22 protein-coding genes and 3 pseudogenes are annotated in these 22,946 nt (G+C 72.8%); 10 read left to right on the top strand and 15 right to left on the bottom strand.

Annotation, left to right across the window (positions count from 1 at the left end; all coding sequences use genetic code 11):
- Positions 1–25 precede the first annotated feature (25 nt).
- Positions 26–2,287, top strand: coding sequence for a helix-turn-helix domain-containing protein (locus tag B086_RS43410; RefSeq protein WP_324604708.1), 2,262 nt, complete (start codon positions 26–28; stop codon positions 2,285–2,287).
- Here the strand turns inward: B086_RS43410 and B086_RS41480 are convergent.
- Together B086_RS41480 and B086_RS0134115 are read right to left on the bottom strand one after the other, a co-directional pair.
- A pseudogene (locus B086_RS41480) lies at positions 2,275–3,543 on the bottom strand (MFS transporter); the annotation flags it as partial. The gene B086_RS43410 and the pseudogene B086_RS41480 overlap by 13 nt on opposite strands.
- 159 nt (positions 3,544–3,702) lie before the next feature.
- Entirely contained in the window at positions 3,703–4,128 is a 426-nt protein-coding gene (locus tag B086_RS0134115; RefSeq protein WP_018570926.1) for a MarR family winged helix-turn-helix transcriptional regulator, read from the bottom strand.
- A gap of 95 nt (positions 4,129–4,223) precedes the next feature.
- On the opposite strand from B086_RS0134115, the gene B086_RS0134110 reads away from it, so the two are divergent.
- Positions 4,224–4,865, top strand: a complete 642-nt coding sequence (locus B086_RS0134110; protein ID WP_026253059.1) for an MBL fold metallo-hydrolase — start codon at positions 4,224–4,226, stop codon at positions 4,863–4,865.
- A gap of 46 nt (positions 4,866–4,911) precedes the next feature.
- Here the strand turns inward: B086_RS0134110 and B086_RS0134105 are convergent, their stop codons facing one another.
- The 6 genes from B086_RS0134105 to B086_RS0134080 form a co-directional block, all read right to left on the bottom strand.
- Entirely contained in the window at positions 4,912–6,057 is a 1,146-nt protein-coding gene (locus tag B086_RS0134105) for an epoxide hydrolase family protein (RefSeq protein ID WP_018570924.1), read from the bottom strand.
- A 25-nt stretch (positions 6,058–6,082) separates the two neighbouring features.
- Positions 6,083–6,511, bottom strand: coding sequence for a hypothetical protein (locus tag B086_RS0134100; RefSeq protein ID WP_018570923.1), 429 nt, complete (start codon positions 6,509–6,511; stop codon positions 6,083–6,085).
- 159 nt (positions 6,512–6,670) lie between these two features.
- Positions 6,671–7,297 (bottom strand): TetR/AcrR family transcriptional regulator, encoded by a 627-nt coding sequence (locus B086_RS41475; RefSeq protein ID WP_026253058.1) that lies wholly within the window; start codon positions 7,295–7,297, stop codon positions 6,671–6,673.
- Positions 7,298–7,375: 78 nt separating this feature from the next.
- Positions 7,376–8,161, bottom strand: a complete 786-nt coding sequence (locus B086_RS0134090) for an SDR family NAD(P)-dependent oxidoreductase (RefSeq protein WP_018570921.1) — start codon at positions 8,159–8,161, stop codon at positions 7,376–7,378.
- A 95-nt stretch (positions 8,162–8,256) separates the two neighbouring features.
- Positions 8,257–9,696 carry an MFS transporter gene (locus B086_RS0134085; RefSeq protein WP_018570920.1) on the bottom strand — a complete coding sequence of 480 codons (1,440 nt, stop codon included), beginning with the start codon at positions 9,694–9,696 and terminating at the stop codon, positions 8,257–8,259.
- A complete protein-coding gene (locus B086_RS0134080; RefSeq protein WP_018570919.1) occupies positions 9,693–9,983 on the bottom strand; it encodes an Atu4866 domain-containing protein in 291 nt (96 codons plus the stop codon). The genes B086_RS0134085 and B086_RS0134080 overlap by 4 nt, the downstream gene beginning before the upstream one ends.
- 139 nt (positions 9,984–10,122) lie before the next feature.
- Here B086_RS0134080 and B086_RS0134075 point away from each other — a divergent pair, with 139 nt between their 5' ends.
- On the top strand, positions 10,123–10,971 hold the full coding sequence (locus B086_RS0134075; RefSeq protein WP_018570918.1) for a helix-turn-helix transcriptional regulator: 849 nt from the start codon (positions 10,123–10,125) through the stop codon (positions 10,969–10,971).
- Positions 10,972–11,099: 128 nt separating this feature from the next.
- Here the strand turns inward: B086_RS0134075 and B086_RS0134070 are convergent, their stop codons facing one another.
- Complete coding sequence (locus B086_RS0134070) at positions 11,100–11,543, bottom strand: winged helix-turn-helix transcriptional regulator (RefSeq protein WP_018570917.1); 444 nt, start codon at positions 11,541–11,543, stop codon at positions 11,100–11,102.
- A 136-nt stretch (positions 11,544–11,679) separates the two neighbouring features.
- Between B086_RS0134070 and B086_RS0134065 the strand changes: the two genes are divergently transcribed.
- On the top strand, positions 11,680–12,552 hold the full coding sequence (locus B086_RS0134065; protein WP_018570916.1) for an aldo/keto reductase family oxidoreductase: 873 nt from the start codon (positions 11,680–11,682) through the stop codon (positions 12,550–12,552).
- Between the two features lie 317 nt (positions 12,553–12,869).
- On the opposite strand, the gene lysA is transcribed toward B086_RS0134065, so the two are convergent.
- The 3 genes and pseudogenes from lysA to B086_RS41470 all read right to left on the bottom strand — a co-directional run bounded on the left by lysA (position 12,870) and on the right by B086_RS41470 (position 15,716).
- A complete protein-coding gene (gene lysA / locus B086_RS0134060; protein ID WP_018570915.1) occupies positions 12,870–14,204 on the bottom strand; it encodes a diaminopimelate decarboxylase in 1,335 nt (444 codons plus the stop codon).
- Positions 14,205–14,218: 14 nt separating this feature from the next.
- Positions 14,219–14,575 (bottom strand): SAV_915 family protein, encoded by a 357-nt coding sequence (locus B086_RS0134055; RefSeq protein ID WP_018570914.1) that lies wholly within the window; start codon positions 14,573–14,575, stop codon positions 14,219–14,221.
- Between the two features lie 381 nt (positions 14,576–14,956).
- Positions 14,957–15,716 (bottom strand): annotated as a pseudogene (locus B086_RS41470) (phosphotransferase).
- A 28-nt stretch (positions 15,717–15,744) separates the two neighbouring features.
- Between B086_RS41470 and B086_RS0134045 the strand changes: the two are divergent.
- Positions 15,745–16,070 (top strand): annotated as a pseudogene (locus B086_RS0134045) (metallophosphoesterase family protein); the annotation flags it as partial.
- A gap of 181 nt (positions 16,071–16,251) precedes the next feature.
- Entirely contained in the window at positions 16,252–16,815 is a 564-nt protein-coding gene (locus tag B086_RS0134040) for an RICIN domain-containing protein (protein ID WP_018570913.1), read from the top strand.
- 31 nt (positions 16,816–16,846) lie between these two features.
- On the opposite strand, the gene B086_RS0134035 is transcribed toward B086_RS0134040, so the two are convergent.
- Positions 16,847–17,743 (bottom strand): LysR family transcriptional regulator, encoded by an 897-nt coding sequence (locus B086_RS0134035; RefSeq protein WP_018570912.1) that lies wholly within the window; start codon positions 17,741–17,743, stop codon positions 16,847–16,849.
- Between the two features lie 234 nt (positions 17,744–17,977).
- Here B086_RS0134035 and B086_RS0134030 point away from each other — a divergent pair, with 234 nt between their 5' ends.
- The gene (locus B086_RS0134030; protein WP_026253056.1) at positions 17,978–18,703 is read left to right on the top strand and encodes a peptidylprolyl isomerase; all 726 of its coding nucleotides are present in this window, start codon (positions 17,978–17,980) and stop codon (positions 18,701–18,703) included.
- Positions 18,704–18,870: 167 nt separating this feature from the next.
- Entirely contained in the window at positions 18,871–19,122 is a 252-nt protein-coding gene (locus tag B086_RS0134025) for a hypothetical protein (RefSeq protein ID WP_018570910.1), read from the top strand.
- 77 nt (positions 19,123–19,199) lie between these two features.
- On the opposite strand, the gene B086_RS0134020 is transcribed toward B086_RS0134025, so the two are convergent.
- Both B086_RS0134020 and B086_RS0134015 read right to left on the bottom strand, forming a co-directional pair.
- Positions 19,200–20,111, bottom strand: coding sequence for an aldo/keto reductase (locus B086_RS0134020; RefSeq protein WP_018570909.1), 912 nt, complete (start codon positions 20,109–20,111; stop codon positions 19,200–19,202).
- Positions 20,112–20,242: 131 nt separating this feature from the next.
- Positions 20,243–20,722 carry a hypothetical protein gene (locus B086_RS0134015; RefSeq protein ID WP_018570908.1) on the bottom strand — a complete coding sequence of 160 codons (480 nt, stop codon included), beginning with the start codon at positions 20,720–20,722 and terminating at the stop codon, positions 20,243–20,245.
- A 197-nt stretch (positions 20,723–20,919) separates the two neighbouring features.
- Here B086_RS0134015 and B086_RS41465 point away from each other — a divergent pair, with 197 nt between their 5' ends.
- Entirely contained in the window at positions 20,920–22,245 is a 1,326-nt protein-coding gene (locus B086_RS41465) for a sensor histidine kinase (RefSeq protein WP_078531294.1), read from the top strand.
- Complete coding sequence (locus tag B086_RS0134005) at positions 22,242–22,847, top strand: response regulator transcription factor (RefSeq protein ID WP_018570906.1); 606 nt, start codon at positions 22,242–22,244, stop codon at positions 22,845–22,847. The genes B086_RS41465 and B086_RS0134005 overlap by 4 nt, the downstream gene beginning before the upstream one ends.
- Positions 22,848–22,946 lie beyond the last annotated feature (99 nt).

The following is a 22,946-nucleotide window of genomic DNA, read 5'->3' as shown; positions in this document are numbered from 1 at the left end:
CGGGCCGATGGGGAATCCTGTGAGCATGTCCAGCGATCACGCGCAGTCCGCCGGGCGCCCCGCCGCCGACGCGGGCCCGCCGACCGGCACCGCCGCCCTGCCCGGCGCCGCATCCCCGCCCGACGGCAGCGCGGGCACCCCGTTCCTCGAACTGCTGGCCCGCGGCGCACCCGCCACCGCCTACGAACAACCGGTGCTGCTCGCCCGCGCCGAAGGCCGGTCCGCCGAGTGGATCACCGCCCTCGACCACGCCAAACTGCTCGCCCTGCGCGTACGCGCGGAACTGGAAGGACGCAGACGCCGCGAGGCCGAACTGTCGGCCCTGTTCGAGACCGCCCACGACCTGGCCGGCCTCAGAGACCTCGACGCGGTGCTCCAGGCCATCGTGCAGCGCGCCCGGTCGCTCCTCGGCACCGACGTCGCCTACCTCACGCTCAACGACCCCGCCCGCAAGGACACCTACATGCGGGTCACCGAGGGCTCGGTGGCCGCCCGCTTCCAGCAACTGCGCCTGGGCATGGGCGAAGGACTCGGCGGCCTGGTCGCCCAGACGGCCCGCCCGTACGTCACCGACGACTACTTCGAGGACGCCCGGTTCCAGCACACCGGCACCATCGACGCGGGCGTGCAGGACGAAGGACTGGTCGCCATCCTCGGCGTCCCGCTCATGCTCGGCCCGCACGTCATCGGCGTACTGTTCGCCGCCGACCGCCGGGCCCGGGTCTTCGAACGGGAGCAGATCGCCCTGCTCGGCTCCTTCGCCGCCCTCGCCGCGGCCGCCATCGACAGCGCCAACCTGCTCACCGAGACCCGCGCCGCCCTCGCCGGCCTGGAACGCGCCAACGAGATCATCCGCGACCGCAGCGCCGTCATCGAACGCGCCTCCGACGTCCACGACCGCCTCGCCGAACTGGTCCTGCGCGGCGGCGGAGTCCACGACGTGGCAGCCGCCGTCTCCCAGGTCCTGGAGAACGGCACCGTCGAGTTCAGCGAAGCCGCCACGGCACCCGCCGACGCCCTGGAGGCGTCCCGGGCCGAAGGACACGCGGTGCGCCACGGCGACGACTGGGTCGCCGCCGTCACCACGGGCGGCGAACTGCTCGGCGCACTCGTGCTCCGCGGCCACCGCGGTCTCGACCCCGTCGACCAGCGCACCCTGGAGCGCGCCGCGATGGTCACCTCCCTGCTCCTGCTCGCCCGCCGCTCCGCCGCCGAGGCCGAGCAGCGCGTCCGCGGCGAACTCCTCGACGATCTCCTGGACGCCCGTGACCGCGACCCCCGCCTGCTGCGCGAGCGCGCCACCCGGCTGCACGCCGACCTGGACGCCACGTACGTCGTCCTCGCCGCCCGCCTCGACACTCCCGCCGCCGACGCGGAGCAGGAGGCCGACGCCCGCCGCCGGCTGTGGTCGGCCGCCTCCCACCTGGCCGCCACCCGGCACGGCCTCGCCGCCGCCCGCGACGGCGGCACGGTTCTCCTGCTGCCCCTCCAGCGCGGCGCCACCGCGACGGAACTGGCCCGCCGCACCGCCCGGCACCTGGGCACCGCCGTCCACGAGGCGGTCACGGTGGGCGCCTCCGCGCCCGTCGGCGACCTGGCCGCCCACCCGGGCACGGCCACGGCCGCCTACGCCGAGGCCCAGCGCAGCCTGGAGGCCCTGCGCCTGCTCGGCCGCACCGGCGACGGCGCCGCCGCCGAGGACTTCGGGTTCCTCGGCCTTCTCCTGGCCGGCGAGCGTGACGTCGCCGGGTTCGTGGACCGCACCATAGGCCGGGTCACCGCCTACGACGACCGCCGGGGCACGGACCTCGTCCGCACCCTGGAGGCGTATTTCGCCTGCGGCATGAGCCCCGTGCGCACCAAGGACGAACTCCACGTCCACGTCAACACCGTCGCCCAGCGCCTGGAACGCGTCGGCCGCCTGCTCGGCGAGGACTGGCAGACACCCGCTCGCGTGCTGGAGATCCAACTCGCCCTGCGGCTGCACCGGCTGTCCTCGCCTGCACGGGGGGAGGGAGGGGAGAGGGGGAGGGAGGGGAGGGGAGGGGAGGGGGGAGGGGACCCCCCCAGGGGAGAGTGGCGGAGTCAGACGGTGCGGGCGGTGTCGGCGCCATCCGTCGCGGGCTCACCGTCCTTCACGGCACCGGAACCGGCACTGGCAGCGGCGCCCTCGCCGACGGCATCGGAGGAGGCGTCGGCGTCCTCGGCGGCGGCGAGATCACGGTGCCGGGTCTCCTTCGCCACGCCCACGGCGATCAGCGTCAGCACCGACGCGGCGATGACGTAGAGGGAGATCGGGGTCGAGCTGTCGTAGTCGGAGAGGAGGGCCGTGGCGATCAACGGGGCGGGCGCGCCCGCGGCGACCGAGGCGAACTGGGCGCCGATGGACGCTCCCGAGTAGCGCATCCGGGTGGCGAACATCTCGGAGAAGAAGGCGGCCTGCGGGGCGTACATGGCGCCGTGCAGGACGAGGCCCACGGTCACCGCGAGGATGAGGTTGCCGAAGCCGCCGGTGTCGATCAGGGCGAAGAACGGGAACATCCACAGGCCGACACCGGCCGCGCCCAGCAGGTAGACCGGGCGGCGTCCGATCCGGTCGGAGAGGGCGCCCCAGGCGGGGATCACCGCGAAGTGCACGGCGGAGGCGATCAGTACGGCGTTGAGCGCGGTCTGCTTGGACACTCCGGCGGACGTGGTGGCGTAGACGAGGATGAAGGCGGTGATGACGTAGTAGCTGATGTTCTCCGCCATGCGTGCGCCCATCGCGATCAGGATGTCACGCCAGTGGTGCCGCAGTACGGAGACGAGCGGCAGCTTCTCCTCCTGGGCGCCGGGATCGTCCGCCCGTGCCGCCTTGCGCGCCTCGGCCTGTGCCAGGGCCTGACGGAACACGGGTGACTCGTCCACGGACAGACGGATCCACAGACCGACCATGACGAGCACCCCGGACAGCAGGAACGGGATCCGCCAGCCCCAACTGCCGAAGGCGTCGTCGGACAGCACAGCGGTCAGCAGCGACAGCACACCCGTGGCGAGCAGTTGCCCCGCCGGTGCGCCGGTCTGCGGCCAGGAGCCCCAGAAGCCCCGCCGCCGCGCGTCCCCGTGCTCCGACACCAGCAGCACGGCCCCGCCCCATTCCCCGCCGAGCGCGAACCCCTGCACGAGCCGCAGGGTGGTGAGCAGCACCGGGGCCGCCGAGCCCACGCTCGCGTGGGTGGGCAGCAGCCCGATGGCGAACGTCGCCCCGCCCATCATGAGCAGGCTGAGCACCAGCAGCTTCTTGCGTCCCAGCCGGTCGCCGTAGTGCCCGAACACCAGCGCGCCCAGCGGCCGCGCCGCGAACCCGACCGCGTACGTCAGGAACGACAACAGCGTCCCCACCAGCGGATCAGAGTCCGGGAAGAACAGCTTGTTGAACACGAGCGCGGCGGCGGACCCGTACAAGAAGAAGTCGTACCACTCGATCGTCGTGCCGATCAGGCTGGCGGCGACGATCCGGGGCAGGTTCGAAGGGGGTGGCGGAGCGGTCGCGGGGGAGGACATGGCACCACTTCCTGGCGTTCGGCGGGGGACGACTACGTGTCGCGTGTCGCCACACCGTAGGAACGTGCAGGTCAGAGGCGTATGTGGTGGGACACCATAGTTCTGGGTGCCGGAGTGCGCGTGTACACCATGGAGGCGGCGGGGAACTGCGACGGACGGTCAGTTCCCGGTGAGGTGGGCCGTCAGGCGGGACAGCAGGGTGACGGACGCGCCGAGTCGCAGCATTTCGTCGGGTGTGAAGACCTCGCGGATCGCGGCACCGAGGGCGTCCGCGCGGAGCGTGCGTTCCCGTTGGAGGCGGGAGCGGCCGTCGTCGGTGAGGTGCAGCAGCAGTTTGCGGCCGTCGTCGGGGTGTCGCTCGCCGCGGACCAGGCCCTCGGCGGAGAGGTTCTTCACCGACTTGGCTGCCGACTGGTGTGTGACGCCGCGCAGGCGGGCGAGGTCCGCTGTGGTCAGGGGGCCGTCACGGTCGAGGTACCCGAGAACGGCGGCCTCGCCGGGCGGCATGGTGTCCACGGTCCGCACCGCCCGGACCAGGTCGCCGAGCGACCGCCGCAGTTCCTCGGCCAGCGCGTCTTCGTCCATGGGGGCATCCTAGCCCGCGCTACTCAGTTGTACAGTCTGATTGTACAGTCTGGTTGTGCAAGTAAGTTGAGGTAAGGCGGAGCGGTATGCCGGTCATGGAACTCACCAAATTCGGTCATGCGTGTGTGCGGCTGGAGAAGGACGGGCGTCGCCTCGTCATCGACCCGGGCGGTCTGACCGACCAGAGAGCGTGGGAAGGGGCCGACGCCGTGCTCGTGACGCATGAGCACTTCGACCACTTCTCCGAGGAGGCGCTGCGCCGGGCCGCCGCCGCGCGTCCGGGGCTGCGCATCTGGACCAACTCCTCCGTCGCGAAGCGACTGGACGGCCTGGGCACGCAGGTCGCCGTCACCGGGGAGGGGGACGCCTTCAGCGCGGCGGGCTTCGACATCACTGTTCACGGGGCCTGGCACGCGGTCATCCACCCGGATGTCCCCCGCATCCCCAACGTGGGCTTCCTGGTGGACGGAGCCCTCTTCCATCCCGGCGACGCTCTCACCGTCCCCGGCGCTCCGGTCGGCACGCTCCTGCTGCCGGTGCACGCTCCCTGGTCCACCGTCGGCGACCTGATCGACTATCTGCGCGAGGTCGCTCCCCGCGATGCCTACGCCGTGCACGACGGCGCCCTCAACGACACCGGCACCGCCATGGTCGAGGGCTTTCTCGGCGAGCGCGGTCCCGGAGTCCCGACCCGCTACCGCCGGTTGGCCCCGGGCATGAGCGCCCGGATCGGTTGACGGGTGGGGGAGGCGCCTCCCTCCCTCTCTCCCTCGACCGTGCGGCTCACGGGCGGTGGGGGCGGAGATCACGGAAGAACGCGGTGATGTCGTCGGCGAGCAGAGCGGGTTCCTCGTGGGCGGCGAAGTGTCCGCCGCGGGGCATGCGGGTGTAGCGCGTGAGGCGGTAGGTGCGTTCGGCCCAGCTCCGCGGCGGCAGGGAGAGGTCGGCGGGGAACAGCGCGAGGGCGGTGGGGACATCCACCCGCCGTACCCGGCGGGTCAGATGGCGGGCGTACTCGTAGTACGGGCGGAAGGACGTGGAGATGGTGCCGGTGAACCAGTAGAGGGACGCCTGGGTGAGGAGGAAGTCGTCGCTGAAGCGGCTCGGCAGGTCGCCTCCGCAGTCGCTCCACGCGCGGTACTTCTCCAGGATCCAGGAGAGCAGTCCGGCGGGTGAGTCGCTGAGGGCGGGCGCGAGGGTGAGGGGGCGGGTGTTCTGCTGGTGCAGGTAACCCCCCTCCTCCGTCTGCCAGGCCGCGGCGGACGCGAGATGGGCCTGCTCCTCGGGCGTCAGGGAGGCCGGGTCGTGCCCGGCCGGTGCCGCTGCGGCGAGCAGGTGGATGCCGACGACGGACTCGGGGTGGGCCTCGGCGAGCCGGGAGGTGATGCCGGCGCCGAGGTCTCCGCCGTGGGCCGCGTACTGCCGGAAGCCGAGGTGGCCGTGCATCAGCCGGTGCCAGAGCTCGTGGGTCTGCTCGGCGCCGGTGAGGGCGGGCCGCTGGGGGGAGAAGGCGAAACCGGGCAGCGAGGGGACGATCACGGTGAACGCGTCCCGGGCGTCACCACCATGGCGGGACGGGGCGGCCAGCCGCTCGGCGAGGGCGGTGAGTTCCAGGACGGTGCTCGGCCAGCCGTGGGTGAGCACGATCGGCAGGGCGTCCGGATGTTCGGCGTCGTATCGGAGGTAGTGCACGGGGGTGCCGTCGATGTCGGCGAAGCGGGACGGCAGGGCGTTGACGGCGGCTTCGTGGGTCCGCCAGTCGTAGTCCGAGGCCCAGTACGCGACGAGGCGGCGGAGTTCGGCGGCGTCGGTGCCCGCCTCCCAGCCGTCGACCGGCCAGGGCTCGGGCCACCGGGTGGCGCGCAGCCGGGCACGGAGATCCTCCAGGCCGGCGTCGCTGACCTCGATGACGGGGGTGGTGGTCGGCACGGTGCGCTCCTTGGCGGGTCGGTGCTCAGGGGGTGGGTGTGACGGCTGCGGTGTCGGGCGCGTCCCGGCGCGTGGTGCGCGGGTCGCGCCAGGCGGGTGCGCCGGACTCGCGCGCGTCGCCGGGTGAGGACGGTGACGGGAGAGCCGGGCGGGGCAGGAAGCGCCGGACGGCCGCCGGTGTCGCCAGGGCGACGAGCAGGGCGACCGCCCCGATGCGCAGGCGCACCGGAACGCGCAGCGCCGTCAGCAGTGCGCCGAGGCAGGCGCCCGCCACGGTGCCGACGCTGAATCCCGCGAAGAAGCGGGGCATCAGGGCGGCCCGCCCGAGCCGTCGTTCCAGGGCCGCCGCGTGCACGCTCACCGCGACGTCCCAGAACCCCGTGGCGGTGCCCAGGACGAGAAGTCCCGCCAGGAGCAGCAGCAGAAGGCCGACCGACGCGGTGTCCAGGCCCATGCGCTCCTGGATCTGCGGCAGGCGGGACGTCCAGGTCGACCCGGCCAGGCCGCGACTCGGCCAGGCCGAGGAGGGCGAAGGCCGGGCGCGTCGAGCGGACGGCCTTCGCCGTCCTGGCGGCGCGCGGGTCCGGGGGACGGGTGTTCACGTACCGGGTGTTCACGTGCCGGGTCCGGTGGCCGGACCGAGCGTCTGCACGATGGCCGCCCGGGTCGTCGCACGCGGTTCCCGCTCCGTGGACAGCAACGTGTGCATGATCATGCCTTCCAGGAGGGCGTCGAGGCGGGCCGCGGTCCCGGCCCCGGTGAAGCGGGCCAGCACCGCGCGGCTCGACCTGGTCCACTCCTGGGTCAGCGCGCGCAGCGCGGGATCGCGCAGCGCGGCCAGATGCAGTTCGAAGCCGAGTACCGCGCTGCGGTCCCGGGACGGCCCGCCCCGCACCAGTTCCACCAGGACGTCGATCAGTTCCTCGCGCGAGGACACCTCGGTGAAGAGGGCTTCGTACTCGGCGGTCCGCAGCTCGACGTACCGCGCGAACGCCTGCGCGCACAGCTCGGTCAGGCTCGCGAAGTGATAGGTGACGGAGCCCAGCGGCACGTCCGCGCGGGCGGCGACCTTGCGGTGGGTGATTCCGGCTGCGCCGTCCTCGACGAGCACGTCCAGCGCGGCGTCGAGTACGCGCTCCCGTCGCCGTGGATCGTGGCGGCGGGAGCGGCGCCCCGCACCGCCCGCCGCCCCGTGCCCTCCAGGCTCTCCAGGCCCTCCGGGTTCTTCTCTCTCCTGCATAAGAACAAACGTACACTACGTTAGGAACGAACGTTCTTATCCGGGCGGCGCGGCGACCCGCGACCTGCGGACGGCGGATCAGGCCGCGGTGAACCCGCCGTCCGCGGCGAGTACGGCGCCCGTGACGAAGGAGGACCGCGGCGAGGCGAGGAAGCAGAGGACTTCGGCGATCTCGCGGGGCCGCGCCACCCTGCCCAGGGGATGGACGTCCGCGAAGGACGCCAGGTAGGCGCGGCTGTCGGGGCGGAAGGTGTCGAGGAAGTCGGTCTCGACGACACCCGCGGCGACGAGGTTCGCGCGGATGCCCAGGGGGCCGCCCTCCAGGGCCAGCACCTTGGTCAGCTGGGCGAGGGCCCCCTTCGACGCGCTGTACGCGGCGCCCGCGGGCAGGCCGACGGTGGACGCGTAGGAACCGGTGCTGACGATGGCGCCGCCGCCGCGCTGCTCCATGGCGCGGAAGGCCTCGCGGGCGAAGAGGAAGGCGCCGCGGGCGTTGACGTCCATGACGCTGTCCCAGTCCTGGGCGGTGGTGTGCGTGACGGGCTTGTTCAGAGTGCGGCCGGCGTTGTTGACCAGGATGTCCAGGCCGCCGAACGCGTCGACGGCGGCACCTACCGCGCGGGTGGCGGATTCTTCCGCGGTGACGTCGCCGGTCACGGTGACGACCCCCGGCAACTCGTCCGGCAGCACGGCGAGTTCGGGACGTGTGTCCAGGGCGACGACGTGTGCGCCGCGGGCGTGGAGGAGGGCGACGGTCTCCTTGCCGATGCCGCGCGCGGCACCGGTGACGAGGGCCGTCCTCCCGGCGAACTCGGCGGCTTCGGCGGCTTCGCCGGCTTCGGCGGACGGTGTCGTGGATGTCATTCGGGTGCGCTTCCTGGTGGGATCGGGGCGGGTGTCCGTACGTGGTCGGCGCTCACGGACGACGGGACGGTGGGGTGCGGGACACGGGACCGTCGTCAGCGGGCCCGGCCGCCGGGCCGGTGCCGGATGAGGACGGTGGCGCCCAGCCCGGCCAGCACGGTGGCGACGATGACCGCGGTGCCGGGGCCGTAGCCCGCCAGGGGGTCGCCAGGGTGTGTCCGCCGCCCGGCGTCGACGACCGCGGTGACGAGGGCGAGGACGACGGCACCGCCGATCTGCATGAACGTGTTGAGCAGGGCTCCCGCCAGTCCCTGGTCCCGGTCGGGCACGTCGGCGACCGCGCTCATGTTCAGCGCGGGAAAGGTCGCGGCGGTGCCGATCCCGTTGACGGCCATGACCGGCAGGACCACGGTGAGGAAGGGGCTGCCGGGGCCGATCCGGAAGAACAGGGCGTAGGACAGCGCGAGGAGCAGCATCCCGGCGGCGATGACCCTGCGTGTACCCAGCCGGGCCGCGATCCGCCCCGCGAACGGCGCCAGCGCGCCGTTGACGAGACCCAGCGGGACGAAGGCCCCGGCGGTCTGCAAGGGGGTCCAGCCGAGCACGTTCTGTAGGTAGAGCGTGGCGAGGAACGCGAACGACGTGTACGCGCCCCACATGGCGAAGATCGTCAGATTGGCGCCGGCGGTCGCGCGCCGGGTGAGGAAGGACAGCGGCACCAGGGGCCGGTGCGCACGGGCCTCGACGCGGAGGAACAGGACCAGCAGGCAGACCGCGGCGCAGAAGAGGACGAGGGTGCCGGGGGACAGCCAGCCGTGCGAGGGAGCCCGGGTGAGGGCGTAGACCAGGAGCACCAGTGCTCCGGTGGCCGTCAGCGCGCCGGGGATGTCGAGCTTCTCGCGGGCGCCGCCCCGGGAGTCCGCCGGGAGCAGCCGCAGTCCGGCGAGCAGCGCCGCCACCGCGATGGGCACCGGGAGCGCGAGCACCAGCCGCCACGACGCCTCGGTCAGTACGCCGCCGAGGACGAGCCCTCCGACGAAGCCGCAGGCACCGGCGGTGGCGTACCACCCGAGAGCACGGCCGCGCCGCGGGCCCTCCGGCCAGCCGGTGGTGATCAGGGAGAGGGCCGCCGGTGCCAGGAAGCCCGCCGCTATGCCCTTCACCAGCCGCGCGGCGACCAGCGGGCCGCCGGTCGGCGCGAGCGCCCCCAGCACGCTCACCACGCCGAAGACGGCGACCGCGGTCAGGAAGGCGCGGCGCCGGCCGAACAGATCGGCCACCCGGCCGCCCAGCAGGAGGAACCCGCCGTAGCCGAGCGCGTAGGCGGACACGACCCATTGCAGGGACCCCGACGCCATGCCGAGGTCGCGCTGGATCGCGGGCAGGGCCACGCCCACGTCGGACAGGTCGATGGCGTCCATGAAATGAGCCGCGCACAGCACCAGCAGGGCCGGGCGGCCGGGTGCGGGGGAGACCCGCGCGTAGCCGTGAGGGTCGGTACGGGCGACGAGGGCGCTGTCGCTGTGCTTCCTCACGAGGGCTTCTCTGCCCGGTCCTCGCGGTGGAGCACGAGGTGCTCGTGGTGGAGCACGCCGTCGCGGATGTCACCGGTGGCGGTAAACCCGGTGTCGTCGACGTAGTCGAGATGGTCGCCGGTCACCGTGTACCGGCCGGTGTACGCGCTGCGCCGGTCTCCCCGGGCCTCGTCGTAGCGCCCGTCCGGCAGCAGCTCCTGGCGGATGTGACCGTCCGCGGTCACCCACATGCCGACCACGTCGGCGTTCCCGCGGGTGCGGTCGCCGCCGCGCGCGTCGCCTGTCATCGGATTCCCTTCGTCGGTGGGCGTCAGCTGTCGTGCCCGACCGAGTCTGCGCAGCTCGGCGAAAGGGGTACCAGGGTCCTCTCCGCCTGGGTGCGGCACACCCAGGAAGCGCGCGCGGACACCGCCTAGCCTGGGACCCATGGACGACAACCACCTGGGGGAGTTCCTCCGCGCGCGCCGCGCCCGCCTGCGGCCGCAGGACGTCGGCATGGCCGATCACGGCGTGCGCAGGGTCGCCGGACTGCGCCGCGAGGAGGTCGCCGTCCTGGCCGGTGTCAACGCCGACTACTACACGCGGCTGGAGCAGGGCCGCGAGCGGCACCCCTCGCCCCAGGTGCTGGACGCCCTCGGCCGTGCCCTCCTGCTCGGCCCGGACGCCCACGCCCACCTGCACCGCCTGGCCGGGGTGGCACCGCGGGGCGGCTCTCTCCACGCCACGGAGCGGGTGAGTCCCGCGCTGCGCCAGCTGATGGACGGCTACGCGCACACCCCGGCGTTCGTCATGAGCCGCACCCTCGACCTCCTGGCCGCCAACGCCCTGGCCGACGCGCTCCACGCCCCCTTCGCCCCCGCGGACAACCTGGCCCGTATGACCTTCCTCGACCCGGCCGGACGGCAGTTCTACCAGGACTGGGACCGGGCCGCGCAGGCCGCCGTGGCCAATCTGCGCCAGGCGAGCGGCTTCGACCCCGAGCACCCGCGTCTGCGCCGCCTCGTGGACGTACTGGCCGAAGACAGCGCCGAGTTCCGGCGGCTGTGGGCGCGGCACAGCGTGCGCGGCAAGACCCAGGACGCCAAGCGGCTCCTCCACCCGGAGGTCGGCCCGCTCTCCCTCACCTACCAGTCCTTCGACGTCCGCGACGCCCCGGGCCAGCAACTCGTCATCTACCACGCCGAACCGGGCAGCCCCTCCGCCCAGGCCCTGGCCCTCCTCGGCTCCCTGCACGCCGACGGAGGGCGAGCCCCGTCGCGTTCCACTGTGGAGTGACTCCCGCGCCGGGGCGTTTCGACCGGGGGCCGTGTCCGCCGGGCGATCGGGGTCGCGTCCGCCGTGTCACACTCTTGCTTGCGCAGGCAGCTCTCGGCCGGTGGCTGAGAGGGTGAAGGCCGTCCGCGCTAGGAAGCCCGTGCATCGTGGCTCTCGCGATGGGCGAGGACTTGTTCCATGTGGGTCTGGGCCCACTGCCTGAGCCCGCGTGTGAGGTGGTGCAACGAGAGGCCGAGGTCGGTCAGTTCGTAGGTGACGGTGACCGGGACCGTCGGTGTCACGGTGCGGGTGAGCAAGCCGTCGCGTTCGAGAGAGCGCAGGGTCTGGGTCAGCATCTTCTGGCTGACGCCGGCCAGCAGCCGGGCCAGTTCGGAGTAGCGCATCGCTTTCGCGGCGTGCGAGGCACCGGGCTGTCCGGGCGCGTCACCGCCCAGTGCGCACAGGATCAGGACGACCCACTTGTCCGAGATCCGGTCGAGGAGCCGACGGCTGGGGCACACCGCCAGGAACGCGTTGTACTCCGCCTTTTCCTGCGCCTTCTTGTCCGCCCTGTCCGCCCTGTCTGCCTGCATCGCCCCTGACCTCGCCTCTCACCTTCTGGGTGGTTACGCACTTCTGAGTGCCTGCTTCCCCATGGGAAGCTTCTCTCCCATGCTGGTGCACAGAGGCGGGAGACACCACCCCTGACATGGAGTGAAAGGCACCACGATGAACACGCCCTCCACCACCCTTCCCGGCGGAACCTGGACGCTGGGTGACGCGGTCGTCACCCGGTTCGGGTACGGCGCGATGCAGCTCTCCGGCCCGTGGGTCATGGGGCCGCCCGGCGACCACGACGGCGCCCTGGCGGTGCTGCGTGAGGCGGTCAGCCTCGGGATCACCCACATCGACACCAGCGACGCCTACGGACCGCGCATCACGAACGAGCTGATCCGGGAAGCGCTGCATCCCTATCCGGAGTCGCTGTTCATCGCCACCAAGGTGGGTGCGACGCGGGACGCGCAGGGCGGTTGGCCCACGGCCCGGCGCCCGGAAGACCTGCGCAGGCAGGTCCAGGAGAACCTCGGATCTCTCGGCGTCGAGACCCTCGACCTGGTCAACATGCGCATGGGCGACGCCCAGGGCCCCCGGCCCGGTTCGCTCGCCGAAGCGTTCGAGACGCTCGTCGGCCTTCAGCACGAGGGCCTGATCCGCCACCTCGGCGTCAGCAATGTCACGGAGGAGCAGGTCGCCGAGGCGCGCGGCATCGCCCCGATCGTGTGTGTGCAGAACATGTACAACCTCGCCCACCGCGACGACGACGATCTCGTGGACCACCTCGCCGCCGATGGCATCGCCTACGTGCCGTTCTTCCCCCTGGGAGGCTTCACGCCGTTGCAGTCCGAGGCTCTCTCGCGGGTCGCGACCCGACTCGGGGCGACTCCGATGGCGGTCGCGCTGGCCTGGCTGATGCAGCGCTCGCCCAACATCCTCCTCATCCCCGGCACTTCGTCCGCCGCCCACCTGCGCGAGAACATCACCGGCGCTGGTCTCTCCCTCTCGGGCGCGGATGTGGCCGAGCTGGACGGCATCGACCACTGACCGGCGCGCGGGCCGCGCACGGACCGCACATCGTCCACCGGCCGGGACCGGGCCACATCGTCCACCGGCCGGGCGGCAGGGGCATGTGGCGGTGCCCCCGCCCGCCCCCGGGCGCGGGACACGCGGACGGGCCGCTGTCGCCACGCGCCGTCGACGGTCCACATCCGCGCCCGGTCGCGGACGCCCTCACCCCTGTCGCCGCCACCCGATCAACGGCGAGGTGGCCACCAGGGCGAAGGCACGGTCATGGCGTACGCACGTACGTACGTGCGGGCACGGTGTGGTGGCGGGTCCCCGCCGCCGCTTCTCGGACGTGGTCACAGGCCCACGTCCCGGCTGCGGATGTCCTCGATGGACTCCCGGCGCACCAGCAGCCGGGCGAGGCCGTCGCGTACGGCGACCACGGGCGGGCGGCCGACCAGGTTGTAGCCGGAGGCCATGGACAGGTGGTAGGCGCCGGCCGCGGGGACCGCGAGGAGATCGCCGGGGCGGACGTCGGCGGGGAGTTCGGTGTCGGAGGCCACGATGTCGCCCGCCTCGCAGTGCCGCCCCACCACGGTGACCCGCGCCGGGGCCGCGGTGCTGTTCCGGCCGGTCAGGCGTGGTGCGTAGCGGACACCGTACAGGGCGGGCCGGGGGTTGTCGCTCATGCCGCCGTCCACGGCCACGAACACCTTCCCGCCCGAGTGCTTCACGGCCAGGACGCGGTACAGGGCGACTCCGGCGGGACCGGCGATCGCCCGGCCCGGTTCGATGACCAGCCGGGGGACGGGGAGCCCGGCCGAGGCGCACGCGTCGGCGAGTTCGGTGCGGACCTTGCGTGCCAGGGACGTCAGGTCGAGGGCGTCGTCGCCGGGCCGGTAGGCGATGGCGTGTCCGCCCCCGAGGTCGAGTTCGGGCAGGACCAGGCCGTGCTGTTCGTGCAGCCGGGCCATCAGACCGACCATGCGGCGTACGGCCGTGAGATACGGCTTGACGCTGGTGATCTGCGAGCCCAGGTGGCAGTGCAGGCCGGTGAGGCGGAGCTGGGGCTGGCCGAGGACGCGCGCGATGGCGTGCTGGGCGTAGCCGTCCGCGATGGACAGTCCGAACTTCTGGTCGTCCGTGCCGGTGCGGATCTTCTCGTGGCCGCCCGCGCTGATGCCGGGCACCACCCGCACCATGACCTTCTGGCTGCCGCTCGGACCCACCGCGGCGGCCAGCCGGGCGATCTCCGAGGGGCTGTCGATGACGATACGGCCCACGCCCAGCCGCAGAGCCGTCTCCAGGTCCCGCGGGGACTTGGCGTTGCCGTGGAGCACCATCCGCTCCGGCGGGAAGCCCGCGGTGACGGCGAGCTCCAGCTCACCGGCCGAGCAGACATCGAGACCGAGGCCCTCCTCGTCCATCCAGCGGACCATGGCCCGGCACAGGAACGCCTTGGCGGCGTAGAGGACTTCGGCGTCCGGGAAGGCGTCCCGGTAGGTCCGGCAGCGGTGCCGCACCTCGGCCTCGTCGAGGACGTAGACGGGCGTACCGAAGCGGTCGGCGATCTCCGCGAGCGGTACGCCGCCCACGGCCAGCTCGCCGGGGCGCGGCGCGGTGGTCGAGGCGGGCCACACCCGCAGTGCGGCAGGGGCCTCGGGGAGGGCGGGTTCGTGAACGGTGGTCATCGCCTGCTCTCCTCTCAGCCGACGCGCTGGGCCGGGGCGGCCAGTGCCGCTTCCAGGACGGCCGGCGCCGGGCCGGGCATGCCCGGGGGCGGGGCCGTGAACAGCGGGTCGACGGTGACGGTGGCGGCGCCGAGCGGGGCGGCCAGTGCGCGCAGCGCGGGCTCGGCGAGGCGGATCCATGCCTGACCGGCGCCGAGCGTCGCGGCGAGCCTGCGCTCGGAGGTGAAGCCGACGGCCGTGCGGTCGCCGAGCGGGGTGCGGAAGAGGCGGGCCGCGCAACCGCGGGGGCCCGGCCGGACCGGGACGTACAGCGGACCGGCCGGGAACCGATCGGACGGCTCGGGGTCCTCGGCGGACAGGAGTTCTTCCATGGAATGCCTCCGGAAAGGGAGCTGAGAGGCCCCGGACGCGGGGAGGCTGACCGGGGCTCGCCATCGAAGCTATGCCCGCCCGCGTCCGGTCCCGGCCGCCCCTGACGAGATGTTGACCGGGACCGGGGGGACCTTGACGCGATGATGACGCGCCGGGGGGCGCCCGGAGTCGCCCGGACCGCTCCGGCGACGGGTGGGACGTGCGGGCGGGACTCCGGTGACAGGCCGCCGCCTCCGCAGGAGCGGCGGCGCCCCGCGCCGCCTCGGGAGGCTCATGCGCGGATGCGCGGATGCGCGGATGAGCCGATGCGCCGATATGGGGGTGTGGCGGTGTGCGGATGTGCGGCCTGGCGGAGGGCGTGGCCCGCTACGCCGTCTGCGTCAGACGCCCTCCAGGACACGGCCGAGTGCCGCCCGGCCCAGAGGCCCCCAGTGCGGCTTGCCACCGGGAAGACCCCGGTCTCCGTTCTGGCCTATGAGCATCAGGAAGAGGCTCTTCATCGCGGCCAGCCCGCGGGCGCGCCGGACCGCTGCCTCGTCCGCGTGCGCGTAGGCGTCGAAGAACCGTGAGGCCGCGCCCGACGGCAGCAGCACCCAGGCGGCGGCGAGGTCCCACGCCGGATCGCCGGCGGACAGGTCACCGAAGTCGACGACGCCCGCGAGCGTGCCGTCCGAGACGACGACGTTCGCGGGATGGAGGTCGCCGTGCACCCACACCGGCCGCCCCTCCCACGCCCCGGCCGCGACCGCGTCGTCCCAGACGGCCCGTACGCCGTCGCCGGTGCCGTCGAGGACAACCGCCTGGAAGAGCCGGTCGAAGCCGTCAGCGCAGTTCCGGGGATGGGCACCGCGGTCCGCGGCGACCGGGGCGTCCGCGGGCGCCTCCACATGGAGTGCCCGGAGGAAGGCAGCCAGCGTGTCGGCCGCGTGGACGCCGCGGCTGATCGAACTCCTTCAGCTGAAGCTCCGGAGTGGGGTCCATGCGCTGCATCCGGACGGCCAGCTCGTCGCCGAGACGCCACATCTGGTTGCCCCAGCCGCCCGGCACCTCACGGACGGCCAGCCCGGCGAGGTCCGGATGCTGCTCCCGCAGCAGGTCGTGCACCAGGTCCGCGGTGATCTCGGTCTCCGTGCCGCTCATGTGCAGACACAGTACCGGGGCGGTGATCATGCCGAGCCGAGTGGCCGTCCTGTCAGACATCCATGGAGTCCGGCCGGCCCTGGAGGCCGTGCTCGCCGAACCAGAAGTACACGCTCCGCGCGAGGACCACCTCGACCTGCTCGGCCGGCTGCCCCGCTCGCTCACTCTGCCCGTGCGTGGCCTGGGCAAGGTGCTGTTCTGCCACGCCACCCCACGGGACGACGAAGAGGTCGTCCCGGTGGACTCACGTCCCGACCGCCGGCGAGAGGCCTTCGGCGGGCTCGACCCCGAGGTCCGCACGGTGGTCCGCGGACATACGCACATGCCGTCGTCCGCCTCGCCCACGGCCGGCTCGCTGGAGGGCGTCGCCGCGTCATAAGCATGAGTGATCGCAGACCGTGCGAAACCGGCGTTGATCCGCTCCCGTCGCTCGGAGAGGGTTGATCACGGCGTGCCCGGCCGGTCCTGGAGACCCGTGGTCGCGCCGCACGCACCACAGCGGGACCGCTCCGCGGTCCGCGACCGAAGGGGAAACATGTTCTTCCGCAGGACCGTGGCAGCAGCGGCCGCGACGGCCGGGCTCGCCGGAACCGGGCTGCTCGCCGGAGCCGCGCCCGCGTCGGCCGGTGTGCTGCCGCCGACACCGGCCGACGCGATCAGGATCACCAACTACAACAGCGGCAAGTGCCTGGAGATCGCCGACTGGCGCACCGACAACGGCGCCCCGGCCCGCCAGTGGGACTGCACCGGCGGCGACAACCAGTTGTGGTACGTCACCAACAGCAGTGGCATCGGCACCACCCTCGTGAACAAGAACAGCGGCAAGTGCCTGGAGATCGCCGACTGGCGTACCGACAACGGCGCCCCCGCCCGCCAGTGGGACTGCACCGGGAACCGCAACCAGGAGTGGAACTACGACCACGCGGTGATCCTCGGTTCGGGCGCGGCTTTCTACCTCAAGGGTCTGTCGAACCGCAACAGCGGCAAGTGCGTGGTGATTCAGGGCGCCCAGAACGGAAGCCCTGCGTTCCAGTACTCCTGCACCGTGCAGAGTTACGCGGACCAGTGGTGGTACGACGACCGTGTTCTGCCCGGCTGAGCCGGGCCCTGCACGAGGCGTGCCGCGGGCGTCAGCACAGTGCCGCGGGAAGTCGGCCCAGGTCGGAGGCGACCTGGGCCAGGGAGCGTATGGCGGCGCCCTCCGTCCCGGTGCGCCACACCATGGCGAAGGTCAGTGAGGGCAGGCCGTCCGCGGGGAGCCAGGTGAGGTCCGGGCGGGACCAGTAGGGCACGGAGTGGGCCGGGAAGAGGTGGAAGACCTCGCCGTGGCTGATCAGGGAGAGCAGTTGCCCCATGTCGGTGACCAGCGGCCCGCGTTCGATGAGCCGCCCGGCGGGGGTGTGCGAGGGGACGATGGTCTCGCCCCAGTAGAGGGGCATCTGCGCGCTGGTGACCGGAAAGTCGGCCAGCGTCTCGACCGAGACCTTGCCCCGGGCGGCCAGTCGGTGATCGCAGGACACCGCCACGGCCCGGTCGTCCACGAAAAGGACGGGACCGACCGTGAGGTCGTCCTCCACGACCGGCAGCCAGGTGACCAGGACGTCCAACTCCCCCTTCCGGAGCGCGCCGAAGGGGTCGGTGAAGGGGGCGTGCCGGAACCGCAGGTTCACCTCCGGATGCCGGGAGCGGAACTCCTGCCAGTAGCCCCGCAGATGGTGCACGTTCCCCGGGATCATGCCCACGCTCAGGGAATTGCCGACTCTGCGCGCGGCGACCCGCGCACGCTCCAGGCTCTCGCGCATGCTCGCCTGGACCGGCAGCAGATCGTCGCGCAACTGGCGGCCCACGGCCGTGAGCCGTACGTCTCGCCGGTTCCCCCGGTCGAAGAGCACGGCGTTGAGCTGCCGTTCCTGTTTGGCGATGGCCTGACTGACCCGTGCCTGCGACACGTACAGCCGCTCGGCGGCCCGCCCGAAATGCAACTCCTCCGCCAGCACCAAGAAGATCTCGATGTCCCGCAACTCCACCGCCGGCGCCCCCCGTCGTCCTTCTCCCCGTGCCGAGCCGCGAGTCCCCGCGGGGCACCGCCCGTCGCGATCGGCGACGCGCACTGTACACGGACCCACCGACAGCAGTGGCCGCGGACCGAAGGCCGAAGGCCGGGAGGGCGGATGTGGCTTGCGGGAGGGTTCTCGCCGGTCGGGACGCGCCCTAGACTTCGACCGCTCCGAAATCCGGCGATCTTCTGGAGGGTGTGCAGGATGGGCCGAACTCTCATGACCGCGTTGGCGGCAGCGGCGCTGGTCGTGTCCGGGGGCGGTATCGCCTCCGCTTCCGATGCCCCGCCGCGGACCACGCACGGTCCTTGCCAGTACACCCGGACGCCGGACGAACCGGCGGCGCGGCCGGTTCCCCTGCCGCCCGATCCGCGGCGCACCCCGAGCCGCGGCACCGTCGACACGGCTGTCCGGACCACTCAGGGCCCGCTCCCGCTGCGGCTGGACCGGGCGAAGGCGCCGTGCACGGTGCAGAGCTTCACGCACCTGGCGCGGTACCGGTTCTTCGACCGTACGGTGTGCCATCGGCTGACGGCGTATCCGACGCTGAAGGTCCTTCAGTGCGGCGACCCGACCGGCACCGGCGAGGGCGGGCCGGGGTACAAGTACAAGGACGAGCTGCCGGTGGACCTGCCGCAGGCACCGAGCGATCCGACCGGTGTCCGCCGCGTCTACGGGCGCGGCTTGCTGGCGATGGCCAACGCCGGTCCGAACACGAACGGTTCGCAGTTCTTCGTCGTCTACGGCGACTCCGTGCTGCGACCGGACTACACGGTGTTCGGCACGGTCGGTGCCGCCGGCCTGAAGACGCTCGACAAGATCGCCGCCGGCGGCATCGAACCGACTGCCGAGGACCCGGCGCCTGTCGACGGCACACCCGTGCTGCGCAGCGAACTGCTCAGCGTCCGGCCGTCCTGCCGGACAAGCTAGCCCGTGCCCGGTCCTGCCCGGCAGCGGACAGAAGTCGCGCTCACCGTCTCGGCATGACCGGGAGCGGGCCGGGCAGCCACGAGGAGTCCGGGAAGCGGCTCGTGGAACTTCTCGGGGACGGGGCGCGTCTCTCCTGTTGTAGATCATGGTCTGGGAGGGGACGCAAGGTGAGTGACCGCGAGCGGGACCGGGACCGGGACACCGGGTCCGCGTCCGATGAAGACGGCCCCTGGTGGGCCGGGCTCGGGCCGGTCGGAGGTGCGGTCCTCGCGGTGTGCGGGGCGGGGCTGCTGCTCTGGCTGGTGCTGCGCGGAGCCGACGCGGACGACGACTGGTCCCGCTACTACGGGGCCGGCAAGATCCTGGCCATCGGTTGTGTGGTCGCCGGGACGACGCTCCTGGCCCGCCGCCGCGGCTGAGACAGCGCCCGGGAGGAGGGGCGGGCAGGGCACGCCCCGGCTCGCGCGCGCCCTGCCCGCCCCGACGGCACGCGACGTCACCGCTGCCGGAGGGCCTCCTCCGTGTGCCGTCCACCGGCCAGCGCGTTCAACTCCTCGATCTGGGCCGGGTCCAGCCGTACCGCCGCCGCGGCGATGTTCTCCTCCAGATGGCCCATGGACGCCGTACCGGGAATCGGCACCATGTTCTCGGCCCGAGCGAGCAGCCAGGCGAGCGCGATCTGAGCCGGTGTGGCGCCGATCCGCGCGGCGAGGCCGCCGAGCGGACTGTCCGGCCGGGCCAGGGCGCCGATGTCGAGCGGGAACCAGGCGATGAACGGAAGCCCCTCGCGCGTGCAGTGGTCGAGTACGTCCTCGTGCTTGCGTTCCGTGATGCTGTACTGGTTCTGCACAGAGGCGATCTCGACGATCTCCCGGGCGGCGGTGATCTGCTCCACCGTCACCTCGTTGAGCCCGATCGCGCCGATCTTCCCCTCCTCCTTCAGCCTCTTCAGCTCACCGATCTGGTCCTCGAACGGCACCAGAGGGTCGACCTGGTGCAACTGGTAGAGGTCGATGTGATCTACGCCCAGCCGGCGCATGCTCAGCACACACTCCTGCCGCAGGTACTCCGGACGCCCGAGGACGGCGTAGGAACCCGGACCCGACTGTGTCTGACCGCCCTTGGTCGTGATCAGCACGTGCTCCGGAAAGGGGTGCAGCGCCTCGCGGATGATCTCCTCGCTGATGTGCGGCCCGTAGACGCTGGCGGTGTCGATGAAGTCGACGCCCAGCTCGACCGCGCGCCGCAGGAGCCGCACCGAGGCGTCACGGCTGGCCGGTTCCCCCCAGACGCCGGGCCCGACCAGGCGCATGGCCCCGAAGCCGAGTCTGTGGACGGTCTTTCCGGCGATCTCGATGGTCCCGGACGCGTGGTTGACGCGGTCCCCGAGAGGCTGGTCCTCGGCCATGGGCACTCCTTGTCGAGCTCTGTGAACGGCGTGCGAACACTCTACTGATGGCGTGCGGGAGGTGTACGGGCGCAGCACCGGCGCTTCGGCCCAAGTGGCGCTGTGACAGCGGGAATTGGGGGAGGGGGACGTCAGCCGCCCGCGAGGGAGGCGGTCCGGACGGCTGCCGCGGCCCGCTTGCGCCGCCCGCGCAGCAGGACGACGACGAGTGCGAAGACCTGGAGCAGGGGGTCCATGCCCGGCAGGTCGGCGGTCGCCTCGGTGTGGAGGTGTCCGGTGCGGCGGATGGTGCCGGCGGGCTCACCGTCGCCGCCGAGCATGGTGTACTCCCGGCCGGCCGCCGCGGTCTGCCGGAACGCGACGACCCGTCCGGAGGACGTGAGGTTCCAGCTGCGGCGCACCCGGTCCGTGGTCGCGACGGTGTTCCCGTCGGCGTCGAGCAGTTCGCAGACACCGCTGAAGCGGTGAACGCGGACGAGATGGCCGACGCCGCCCAGGGTGAACCGCGCGCCGACGCGGCCTCCGCGCAACGAGAACGTCGTCAGCGCCCGGCCGTCCTCGGTGAGCTCGTACTCCTGGGCCGGGACATGGATCCTCTTCGCGTGCAGCATGTCTCCACTGCACCACCGGCCCGCCGGTCGTACCCATGCCATTTGTCATGCATGACCCGGTGACAACCCGGGCGGGGGCGCCGGTCCCGGGCGGGGCACGCTTTTCCGCATGACTCATGTGACTCATGTGACTCGTGCGACTCATGCGGCACTCACCGGGCGGCCGCTCCGGCGCCCCCGCGGCGGCCGGGCGTAGCATGCTCGACGTGGGCGCACGCGATCCGGACGAGTTCTCCGCCGACCGGTGGCCCGACTGGAGTTTCTGGAAGGAACAGCCGGACGGTCCCGAGGCGTACGGCCGGGGCCGGGGCAGGAACCGGGGGCGCGTGGTCGTCGCCGCGGCGACGGCGCTGGCTTCCCTCGCTCTGATCGCACGGGCCGTGGACATCGCGCACGGCACCGGTCCCGCGCCGCTCACCTGGCTCGCGATCGGCCTCGTCGTCTGTTACGGCGTCGGCTGCCTGCCCGCGTCCTGGTACGGGCCGATGGCGCTGCGGCGCGGGCGCGTCGCCATCGTGGCCGTGATGTTCCTGCTCGGGGCGGCACCGGCGGTGCTCCTGGCGTCGCCGTACCACCTGACCGATCTGACGTACGCCCTCGCGATCGGGCTCATGCTGCTGCCGCTGCGCCACGCCCTGCTCCTCGGCCTCGGCACGGTGCTGGGGCAGATCCTCTGGATGCGGCTCGGGCAGGGCGGGGTGGCCTGGGCGCAGGTGGCCATCCTCGTCGGTGTGACCGCGGCACTCGGCACCGTCTTCGCGCTCAACTTCACGATCGGCCATCTGCGCGCCGCGCGCGAGCAGGTCAGGCGGCTGGCCGTGAACGAGGAGCGGGAACGGGTCGCCCGGGACATGCACGACGTCCTCGGCCACAGTCTCTCCACGATGACCGTCAAACTGGGGCTGACCCGGCGCATCCTGGAGTCCACCGGAGACGTGGCCCTCGCCGTCGGCCAGGTCACCGAGCTGGAGACCATGGCGCGCACAGCGCTGTCCGACGTACGCGCCACCATCTCCGGCTACCGCACCCTGTCGCTGGACAGCGAGCTCGCGGGCGCCCGCCTGGCCCTGCGGGCCGCCGGAGTGCGGGCCGATCTGCCCGCCGCGACCGATGCCGTGCGCCCCGGACTGCGCGAGGTGTTCGGCTACGTCGTGCGGGAGGCGGTGACCAACGTGCTGCGGCACTCCGACGCCGAACGGTGCACGGTCCGGGTGGGGCCCGACTGGGTCGAGGTCACCGACGACGGCAGCCCGACCGGCGATGCCACCGCCGGGAACGGGCTCACCGGACTGACCGAACGCATGGCCGCCGTGTCGGGCACCCTCGGACACGGGCCCGCCCCCGGCGGCGGGTTCCGGGTCGTCGCCCGCGGGCCGGACCCGGCGCTCCGTCCCGCGCCTCCGCGACCTCCGCAGCCTCCGCGACCTCCGCAGCCTTCGCGACCTCCGGGGCCTTCAGAGAGGACCGGGCGGCCGGGAACCGAGCCGACGGGAACCGACCCGACAGGAGACGAGCCCACATGATCCGTGTCCTGCTGGCCGACGACCAGGCACTCGTACGCGGCGCCCTGGCGGCCGTGCTGCGGCTCGAACCCGACCTCGACGTGGTCGCCGAGATCGGCACCGGCACCGAGGTACTGGCCGCCGCGCAGCGGACCACGCCCGACATCGCGCTGCTCGACGTGCAGATGCCCGGCCGGGACGGTCTGACCGTCGCCGCCGACCTCCGGCGGGCGCTGCCCGGCTGCCGCACCGTCATCTGCACGACCTTCAGCCGGCCCGGCTACCTCGCGCGGGCGATGTCCGCGGGCGCCGCCGGATACGTCGTGAAGGACTCCCCGCCCGAACAACTGGTCGACGCGATCCGTCGCGTCCACGCCGGACTGCGCTTCGTGGATCCGGCCCTCGCCGCGGAAGCGCTGGCCGGCGGCGCGAGCCCGCTGACCGGACGCGAGGCGGACGTGCTGCGCGCCGCCGCCGAGGGCGGCACCGTGGCCGACATCGCCCGAGTGCTCCGGCTGTCCCAGGGCACCGTGCGCAACCACCTGTCGTCGGCGATCGGCAAGACGCAGGCCCGTACCCGCGCCGAGGCGGCCCGGCTCGCGGAGGAGAGCGGCTGGCTGTGACCGCCGCCCTCGTGGAGTGACACACCCGGGCTCGCTGCCCGGCGGCGCCCTGGGCACGACCGGCCACAACCTGCGATGTTCAAACGTCTGATGTTTGTG

It is taken from the genome of Streptomyces sp. PsTaAH-124 (assembly GCF_000373685.1).
Lineage (GTDB): Bacteria > Actinomycetota > Actinomycetes > Streptomycetales > Streptomycetaceae > Streptomyces > Streptomyces andamanensis.
Note: the sequence above shows the minus strand (reverse complement) of the source record. Positions and strands in the feature narration are given on the sequence as shown.

Excerpts from the sequence above, each read along its gene's own strand:
- B086_RS0134110 (WP_026253059.1), top strand. The coding sequence starts at position 4,224 with ATGGAACTCACCAAATTCGGTCATGCGTGTGTGCGGCTGGAGAAGGAC.
- B086_RS0134100 (WP_018570923.1), bottom strand. The coding sequence starts at position 6,511 with ATGGGCCTGGACACCGCGTCGGTCGGCCTTCTGCTGCTGCTCCTGGCG.
- B086_RS0134040 (WP_018570913.1), top strand. The coding sequence starts at position 16,252 with ATGTTCTTCCGCAGGACCGTGGCAGCAGCGGCCGCGACGGCCGGGCTC.
- B086_RS0134075 (WP_018570918.1), top strand. The coding sequence starts at position 10,123 with ATGGACGACAACCACCTGGGGGAGTTCCTCCGCGCGCGCCGCGCCCGC.
- B086_RS0134065 (WP_018570916.1), top strand. The coding sequence starts at position 11,680 with ATGAACACGCCCTCCACCACCCTTCCCGGCGGAACCTGGACGCTGGGT.
- B086_RS0134005 (WP_018570906.1), top strand. The coding sequence starts at position 22,242 with ATGATCCGTGTCCTGCTGGCCGACGACCAGGCACTCGTACGCGGCGCC.
- B086_RS0134080 (WP_018570919.1), bottom strand. The coding sequence starts at position 9,983 with ATGACAGGCGACGCGCGCGGCGGCGACCGCACCCGCGGGAACGCCGAC.
- B086_RS43410 (WP_324604708.1), top strand. The coding sequence starts at position 26 with ATGTCCAGCGATCACGCGCAGTCCGCCGGGCGCCCCGCCGCCGACGCG.
- B086_RS0134055 (WP_018570914.1), bottom strand. The coding sequence starts at position 14,575 with ATGGAAGAACTCCTGTCCGCCGAGGACCCCGAGCCGTCCGATCGGTTC.
- B086_RS0134070 (WP_018570917.1), bottom strand. The coding sequence starts at position 11,543 with ATGCAGGCAGACAGGGCGGACAGGGCGGACAAGAAGGCGCAGGAAAAG.
- B086_RS0134020 (WP_018570909.1), bottom strand. The coding sequence starts at position 20,111 with ATGGCCGAGGACCAGCCTCTCGGGGACCGCGTCAACCACGCGTCCGGG.
- B086_RS0134030 (WP_026253056.1), top strand. The coding sequence starts at position 17,978 with ATGGGCCGAACTCTCATGACCGCGTTGGCGGCAGCGGCGCTGGTCGTG.
- B086_RS0134015 (WP_018570908.1), bottom strand. The coding sequence starts at position 20,722 with ATGCTGCACGCGAAGAGGATCCATGTCCCGGCCCAGGAGTACGAGCTC.
- B086_RS0134115 (WP_018570926.1), bottom strand. The coding sequence starts at position 4,128 with ATGGACGAAGACGCGCTGGCCGAGGAACTGCGGCGGTCGCTCGGCGAC.
- B086_RS0134090 (WP_018570921.1), bottom strand. The coding sequence starts at position 8,161 with ATGACATCCACGACACCGTCCGCCGAAGCCGGCGAAGCCGCCGAAGCC.
- lysA (WP_018570915.1), bottom strand. The coding sequence starts at position 14,204 with ATGACCACCGTTCACGAACCCGCCCTCCCCGAGGCCCCTGCCGCACTG.
- B086_RS41465 (WP_078531294.1), top strand. The coding sequence starts at position 20,920 with ATGCTCGACGTGGGCGCACGCGATCCGGACGAGTTCTCCGCCGACCGG.
- B086_RS41475 (WP_026253058.1), bottom strand. The coding sequence starts at position 7,297 with ATGCAGGAGAGAGAAGAACCCGGAGGGCCTGGAGAGCCTGGAGGGCAC.